Source organism: Mesorhizobium sp. M0189 (genome assembly GCF_040322135.1).
Classification (GTDB): Bacteria; Pseudomonadota; Alphaproteobacteria; order Rhizobiales; family Rhizobiaceae; genus Mesorhizobium.
The window spans coordinates 178,666-186,756 of sequence record NZ_JAMYSW010000013.1 but is presented as its reverse complement, the minus strand read 5'-3'; the positions used below and the strand labels follow the sequence as shown (position 1 = coordinate 186,756).

Sequence of the window (8,091 nt, the reverse complement as noted above, 5' to 3'; positions counted from 1 at the left end):
GACGCTGCAGGATATGGGCCTGGAAAATGTCGCAAAGCTGTCGCTCGGCAAGAAGAAGCACGTTCTGGTGCGGCCGGTTTGACGCGCAACCGTTGGTGCCGGCGGGACAGCGCCCCCCTCTGTCCTGCCGGACATCTCCCCCACAAGGGGGGAGATCGGCTTTCGCGCCGGCTTTCGCCAATCTACAACGTTGCAGGAAGAGCGCAGCGTGGAAGCTGCCAATCTCCCCACTTGTGGGGGAGATGTCCGGCAGGACAGAGGGGGGCGCGAAGGATCACTACAGAGCGTCGGTGTCCACCCGCCTACCCTGCCCGCCTACCCTGGCCGCCTCACCGATACTCGAAGATCGACCGGAATATCCCGGGCGCGATCACCGATAGCGGATTGACCTCCAGGTTGGGCTTGTTGGCGTTGCCCTTGAGCCTGTAGGTGACGCCGATCAGGCCGCGGTCGCGGCCGTTGCCGAGCAGCGCGCCGATCAGCGGCAGTTCGCCGAAGATGCGGTTTACGCCGTAGGCCGGCATGAACGTGCCGGTGATGTCCATATTGTTGTTCTGGTCGTAGAGCGTGCCCTGGAAGGTGGTGCCGATGCGCGAGCCGCGCAGCACGCCGTTGCGCAGCTTCAGATAGCCGCTGCCCTTCTCGATTTCGCTGAAACCGCGCTCGAACTTCACCCTCGACGTGTCGAGATTGCCTTTGACCGCCTCGTTGAGGCTACGGCTGTCGCCAGCCGGCGTCGTCGACACGATCGAGGCGAGCTTCGGCTCGTTGACGATAAAGAAGTTCTTGGCGTCGACTTGGCCTTTCATCGGCCCGTCGCCGGCCCCGGTGAGTGCCAGCGTGATCGAGCCGCCTTCCATGTGCTCGTAGATGTTAAGGAAGCGCAGTATGGCACCGGCATCGGCCGACTTCATGTTGAGCGCGCGCAGGCCGCCGCCGGTCGTATTGCTGATGGTGATCGCGGCTCCCGAATCTGCCGTGGCGCTCACCTTGAGCCCGTTCACCCTGGAGCCGGCGGCGCTGTAGTCGAGCTTCAGATTCGATAGCACCTCGTCATGGAAGCCGGTCAGGGAACTGACGTCGGCGCTGACCGAGATCGTATCGACGCCGGTGGTCTTGGTGGCGGTGTCGACGTCGGACGTGAATTGCTTGATCAGCGAGCGTGCGTCCAGCGCGCTGCCGCTAACCTCGACCGCATAGGCCTTGCCCGACCGCTTCACCGAGACGGCGACGTCGTCGCCCCTGTTCAACGTGACCTTGCTGAACCGGGCCGAGGACAAGGCGCCGTTGACCAGCACCGCGCTGCCGTCGATGGAGAAGGTCTTGCCGTCGAGTTCGAAATTGGACAGCGTCGTGGTGTCGCCGGTCTTCGCCATGGCGAAGGTGACCTTGGCGGGAATGCCGGGGCCCTTGCTCCAGCCGGCCCAGGGAATGTCCAGCCTGGCATTGGTCAGGTCGGCCGACACGTTCTGGTTGCCGGTGCCGCTCTTGTCGATCGCCACCTTGATGGTTCCGGAAAGCAGCGTCGACAGGCCAGGCATGGCGGTGGCGCGGGTCTTGTCGTCGAGCACCAGCGCTACTTTACGACTGCGCGGCGGGCCGCCATCCCTGAGCGGCTCGATCAGGTCGAGCTCGGCCGGAATGCCGTTGAGCAGCGCCTTGGCCGAGATCACCGCCCGGTCGGGTGCGACGGTGATCGAGCCGTCGGCATGGCTGACCGTCTGGCCCTCGAACGGCTTGGCCAGCGACAGGTCCTTGTAGTCGAGCGCCACCAGCCAATCGAGTTTGGAGGAGTCGACGCCGGACTGCAGCGGAATATCGGCCTTGACGTGGCCGGTCACCGTGCCGGACAGGTCGTCCGGCAGCAGGCCGACATGGCGCATGGCGTTGATCGGGTCATAGGATGCCAGTTCGGCGATCGCCGGCGCCTCGCCGGCGACATCGATGTCGAGCGCGCCGATCACCGGCGGATGGTTCGCCGCCTTGACGGTGAGCGTGCCGTTGCTTGCCGCCACGGTACGGCCGCTCGGCATATAGACGCTGCCCGAGGACAGCGCGACGTCGACGTCGTTGCCGTGGAAGCCGACAACGCCGACGGCATCGCGGATCGGCGGAATACGGCCGGCCGTGTCGAAGCGCGATCCTTCAACCTGGAATCGGCCGAAGACTTCATCGGCGGAAAGCGGCACGCCGTTGCCGAGCCGTCCGGGTACGACCTGGAATTGCAGGCTGCCATCGACGACGCGGCCGCCGAACAGGTTCTTAAGCACCCACAGCCTGGCATTGCGCGCCGAAAACCACGGCCATAATTGCTTGACGTGCGAGACCGGCATGTCGTGGACATTGAGCGCCACCGAAATGCCCGGCGCCTGGTTGGCGACGAATGAAACCGAAGCCGTGCCCAGCACTTCGCTGCCCGGTCCGGACCGGACGCCGATCTGCTCGGCGACCAGCTTTTGGCTCGTCGGCTGGTAGATGCCGGCAATACGGGCAATGAAGCTGAGCGCCGGTTCCGGCGAATCCGACGGCGCCAAGGTCGAACCGTCGCTGGTCAGGTCGTAGCGATAGGATGGCTCCTCGCCCGCTGTGCCGGTCGCCGGCTTCGGCCCGATCGAACCGGCAAAATCGAAGGTCGAGCGGCCGGTCTTCACCAGCAATCCGTCGACCTGGATCTTGTTCGAACCGGCGACGAGCGTTGCATCGAGATCGACGTCGGCCGGAAGCAGGCCGCGCGAACCGAGATCGAGCACCGATCCGGTCAGCGACAGGGCAGCGGTCAGCCGCGAGCCGTTGTCGCCGGCCGCTTCCGACCCCGCCAGCTTCAAGGCGATTGCGCCCAATTTGCCACCTGCAGCCGCAGTGTCGGCGTCGGCCGCCTGGATGCTGGCGTCCAGCGTGGTGATGCGTCGCGTCGCCGGATCGCGGGTGGCGGAAGCGGCGATGGTGAGCGCCCTGCCGTCGACATCCGCGTCGGATGAAAACTCCATGCTTCCCGGTCCCGACTGCGACACGGAGGCGTCGGCGATGGTGACCGACTTGACCGATCCGGTCTCGGGCAGTGCCAGCTCGACGTTGCGCAGATCGATCTGGCGCACCGAATCCTCGCGCACCGCATCGAGCGCGCGGTTGACGTTGGCGAAGACGGCGACGGAAAGTTTTTCCGGATCGATGAGACCGTCCTGGTTGCGCAGCCCGGCCGTCCAGTCGCCGCCGGACGGCATTGCCGCCATGACGATGTGCGCGTCGGAAATCCGGGCGCTGGTGAGCCGCACCTCGCCCGAAAGCAGCGGGATGAGCCGGATGCCGAAGCGGACCCGGCCGGCATCGGCCATCGGTTTGCCGTCGGCGGTCTTGAGGCTGACGTCGCTGACCTGCAGCGCAATGAAGCTCGACCCGTCAAGCGTCAGCCGGGCCGGCCCGACGGCAACATCGACATCGAAGCCGGCCAATTTCTCGATTGCCGTCTCGGCTTCCGCGCGAAGCCGCTCCGAGCCGAAACCGGACACGCCGATCACATAGACACCGGCCGCAGCCAGCAGCACAAGGGCGACGAGGCCGGCAAACAGCCGCGCCATCAAACGAACGCCGCGACCGATCGACGCCTGGCCGAGCGGCGGGACGCGGCACGCGGACGGAAAGGTTCCCAGGTCGGTGATCTCGTCACGCCTGAACCTGATCTTCTCGTGCTGCGGTAGCTCCTGATCCACGCAATCTTCCGTTGAAACGAATTCGATCGTGGACGAATCCCCGCTCGACATTATATCGATGCAGCCTGGCGCGTAACCTCAAACAAGGGCATCGGTATGGCTGACCTCGACGTGGGCGATGTTGCGCCGCAATTCGATCTTCCGCGCGACGGCGGCGGTTCACTCAGCCTCGCCGCATTGCTGGGAAAACCCATCGTACTCTATTTCTACCCACAGGACGACACCACAAGCTGCACCAGCGAGGCGATCGGCTTTTCGCAGTTGAAGCCGGAATTCGAAAAGGCCGGCGCTGTCGTCATCGGGCTGTCGCCGGACAGCGTCAAGAAGCACGACAAGTTCAAGGCGAAATACGATCTGAGCATCGACCTGGTCGCCGACGAAGAGCGCAAGGTGATCGAGGCCTACCATTTGTGGGTCGAAAAGAAGCTCTACGGCCGCATTTATATGGGCGTCGAGCGGGCGACGTTCCTGGTCGGCCGGGACGGACGCATCGCCAGGATCTGGCGTAACGTCCGCGTCAAAGGCCACGCCGAAGCGGTGCTGGAGGCGGTTCGCGCCCTTTGAGAGCTGCGGCACGCCGCTGCAATTCGATGCCCGTTTGCGCGAATACCTTTGCCCGTCGTTCGGTCCGGCAAAACTTTGTTAACCCTAATAATGTGTAATCAGGCTCGTCGTTGGTGTCGTAACGAAAGCTTGGTCCCGTGAACGTAGCCAGTCAGTCAGCGGTCTTCGGCAGACGCAGAGAGCCCCACACCGTCATCATCGCCCGGGGCGACCAGATAAGGCATTTCACCATACGTCCGTGGCTGGCCGCATTTTGCGGCTCGGCGCTGGCGGCGATCGTCATTGGCTACCTGCTGGCGACCTCTTATCTGGTGCTGCGCGACGACCTGATCGGCGCCACGACGGCGCGGCAGGCGCGCATGCAGCAGGCCTATGAAGACCGCATCTCGGCATTGCGCGGCCAGGTCGACCGCATCACCAGCCGCCAGCTTCTCGATCAGCAGCTGATGGAAACCAAGGTCAGCGAGTTGCTGGAACGGCAGAGCCAGCTCAGCCTGCGTCACGGCCGCCTCGGCCCGATCCTCGAACGAGCCGAAAATGAGGTCGCAACGCCGCCCGTGCCGACGGCAAAGCCGGACGAACACGCCGACGCGACCGGCAGCATCGCCCAGCCGATGGCCTACTCCGTCGCCAGCCTTGCTGCCCCCCTTGCCAGCGACGACACCAGGCTGTTCTCGCTGTGGTCGACCCGCGCCAATCCGCTGCCGAGCGAAAGCGCGGCCGACCGGGCAGACAAGCTCTTCGTTTCGATCAACAACTCGCTGAAGGCCATCGAGAGCCAGCAGCTCACCCGCATCGCGGCACTTGCCGACAATGCCTACAAGAGCGCCGACGCGATCTCGCAGGCGCTCGAGGCCGCCGGCCTGCCGGTCGACAGCGAATTCGAAAAGAGCGACGTCGGCGGCCCGCTGATACCGCTCGACAGTTCGTTGGTCTTTGACAGCAAGGTCAAAGAGTTGGACGAGGCGCTTGACGCGCTGGATCATCTGAAAAAGGAGGCGCGCCGGCTGCCGCTCGCCAACCCCGCCCCCGGCCATAGCGTCACCAGCCCGTTCGGCGTGCGCACCGACCCCATCCTCGGCACGGCCGCCTTGCATTCCGGCATGGATTTCAGGGCGCCGGTCGGCATGCCGGCCAAGGTCACGGCAGCCGGCGTCGTCGTCAAGGCCGGCTGGAACGGCGGCTACGGCCGCATGGTCGAGGTCGACCACGGCAACGGTTTTGTGACGCGTTACGGACATCTCAGCAAAATCGACGTCGCCGTCGGCCAGAAGCTCGATGCCGGGGACATCATCGGCAAGACCGGCAACAGCGGCCGCTCGACCGGCCCGCATCTGCACTACGAGGTTCGCCACAATGGCGAGGCGATCGACCCGCTGCGGTTTTTGACCGTCGGCAAGAAGGTCGAGCGGTATCTCTAGGAGCCGGGCTGCTCCTCAGACGACCCAGCAATTGAGCGGCATCGGGCCGGCGCAGCCAGGCCAAGGCGGCCTCACCTAAGTATCCTCGGGCGATCGCCCTTCGCTCTATTCTCCCCAGCAAACATTCGGCTCCAGCCCTTGAGGGCCTCTGCCCCACAGCGTTGACTCCGACGCAGTTGTAGGATGATATGTATAAGCCTATGCCTTAGTCCAGCAGGCTTGTAATGACCGTTCATGGTATCCCGCCTGAAATTCTGAATGCTCTGGAGGGCGCTGTCGGACAAAGCGGCGTGACCGCCGACGCTGCCGGCATGGCGAAATACCTTTTGGACTGGTCCGGGGATCATCGCGGCGGAGCCCTTGCGGTGCTGAAGCCTGCTTCCGTCAGCGAAGTCCAGGCTGTGGCGCGGCTCTGCGGCACGCTCGGGCTCGGAATCATCCCACAGGGCGGGAACACGGGGCTGGTGGCGGGTGCAATCGACATCGACTCCCGTGGCGCGGTGGTCGTCAGTCTGGAGCGGTTGAACGGCATCCGTCTCGTCGACGCCGACAATTTCGTCCTGCAGGCCGATGCCGGCTGCATCCTGCAGCACATCAAGGATGCGGCAGAAGCAGAGGATTGCCTGTTTCCGCTGGCGCTCGGCGCGCAGGGAAGCTGCCAGATCGGCGGCAATGCGGCCAGCAATGCCGGCGGCACCAACGTGCTGCGCTATGGCATGGCGCGCGATATCATCCTCGGCCTCGAAGTCGTCCTGCCCGATGGCGAGTTGTGGAGCGGCTTTTCCGGCCTGCGCAAGGACAATCGAGGCTACGACCTGAAGCAGCTCTTCATCGGCAGCGAAGGAACGCTCGGCATCATCACCGGCGTCGAGCTCAAGCTGTTTCCGAAACCGGCCCGGGTCGAGACCGCTTATCTCGGTCTCGTTTCGTTCGAAGCGGCCATCACCCTGTTCCGGCAGGCTCGCCGGGCCTCATCCGATCTGATTTCGGCCTTCGAGATCATTGGATCGGAGTGCATCGCGCTCGCGCGCTTGATCGATGCCAACATCGTTTCGCCGGTCGAAGCTCCCGTCCACGTGCTGATCGAACTCTCCGCAAGTGCTACGGTCGATCTGCGCTCCATGCTGGTCGATTTCCTGGCCGGAGCCATTGAGAGCGGTCTGGTCGCCGAGGCCGTCCTTGCTGAAAGCGTCGCACAGGCCAGGGCCTTCTGGGCGATCCGCGAAGGGCTGGTCGAGGGCCAGGTAAGACGCGGCTACCATGTGCGCACCGACCTTGCGGTCAGGATATCGGACATCCCTGCCCTCATCGATCAGGCCCGCCAATTCGTGGCGCTGGAACATCCAGGCTGGCTGCCGCAGGCCTATGGCCATGCCGGCGACGGCAACGTCCATTTCAACCTCCTGCCACCGCTTGGGCTCGCCGAGGGGGAAGCTCGTGCCCAGGGCGCGGAGATCACTGCCGGACTCTACCAGATCGTCGGCGCGCTTGGCGGGTCGATCAGCGCCGAGCACGGCATCGGCCGCACCCGTCATCGCACTTTCTGGGCCGGCCTGGCGCCTGCCCATCGCCGGCTCGTCACGGCGCTCAAAACAACGATCGACCCTCAGGGATTGATGAATCCCGGCTGCCTTCTGCCATCGACGGAGACCTTTCCATGAAGCAAAGACTGGCCGCTATCGGCACGGTCGAGGCGCTGCCGCATCGCGTCGCCGCATTCCTCAGCCGCGAGATCGAATCCGGCGACCTCAATCCGGGCACGCGGCTGCCGACCGAGCAGCAGCTCTCGGAAAAATTCGGCGTCAGTCGCAATGTGGTGCGCGAGGCGATCGCTCAACTCAGGGCCGATGGCATGATCGAAGCCCGGCAAGGCGTCGGCGCCTTCGTGCTGGCGCCGGAGCAGCGCGCCTCGATCCGGATCGATGGCGAGGCGCTGAAAGCGACCGGGAATATGGAGCGGCTGTTCGAGCTGCGTTGCATACTGGAAGCCGAGTCAGCTGCGCTCGCCGCCGAACGGCGCGGGCAGGAGCACCTCGACGCAATCAAGGCGGCGCTAGACCGGATGAGCGGCGAGGAGCGCTGGGAAGAAGGCAGCATCGACGCCGACCTTTTGTTCCATCGCGAGATCGCACGGGCGACCGGCAACAATTACATCCACACCTTTATCTCCTTCGTTTGCGAGCAGATCCGCCGCTCGATCCACTACGCGCGCCTCACCAATCCGCTGCACGACCTGGTCGAAGTCAATGTCGGGGAGCATGTGCGCATCTACGAGGCGCTGGTCGCGGGCGATCCCACGGCCGCCGAGGCGGCGATGCGCGCCCACATCGTCGGCGCCGCCGACCGCGTCGGCGTCAAACTGCCAGCATCGCGCGCCGCGCACAGCACAGGGAGGTAGC

The 8,091-nt window shown here is 64.8% G+C and carries 5 protein-coding genes; 4 read left to right on the top strand and 1 reads right to left on the bottom strand.

The window, feature by feature from the left end:
• Positions 1 to 329: 329 nt before the first annotated feature.
• Positions 330 to 3,707 (bottom strand): hypothetical protein, encoded by a 3,378-nt coding sequence (locus NKJ09_RS22620; protein ID WP_352495343.1) that lies wholly within the window; start codon positions 3,705 to 3,707, stop codon positions 330 to 332.
• Between the two features lie 96 nt (positions 3,708 to 3,803).
• Here NKJ09_RS22620 and NKJ09_RS22615 point away from each other — a divergent pair, with 96 nt between their 5' ends.
• From NKJ09_RS22615 to NKJ09_RS22600, 4 genes are all read left to right on the top strand, one after another.
• Positions 3,804 to 4,271, top strand: coding sequence for a peroxiredoxin (locus tag NKJ09_RS22615; protein WP_023717351.1), 468 nt, complete (start codon positions 3,804 to 3,806; stop codon positions 4,269 to 4,271).
• 137 nt (positions 4,272 to 4,408) lie between these two features.
• Complete coding sequence (locus NKJ09_RS22610) at positions 4,409 to 5,692, top strand: M23 family metallopeptidase (RefSeq protein WP_352495342.1); 1,284 nt, start codon at positions 4,409 to 4,411, stop codon at positions 5,690 to 5,692.
• Positions 5,693 to 5,916: 224 nt separating this feature from the next.
• The gene (locus NKJ09_RS22605) at positions 5,917 to 7,353 is read left to right on the top strand and encodes an FAD-binding oxidoreductase (protein WP_352495341.1); all 1,437 of its coding nucleotides are present in this window, start codon (positions 5,917 to 5,919) and stop codon (positions 7,351 to 7,353) included.
• The gene (locus NKJ09_RS22600) at positions 7,350 to 8,090 is read left to right on the top strand and encodes a FadR/GntR family transcriptional regulator (RefSeq protein ID WP_352481187.1); all 741 of its coding nucleotides are present in this window, start codon (positions 7,350 to 7,352) and stop codon (positions 8,088 to 8,090) included. Before NKJ09_RS22605 ends, NKJ09_RS22600 begins: the two co-directional genes overlap by 4 nt.
• The last annotated feature ends 1 nt before the right edge of the window (position 8,091 follow it).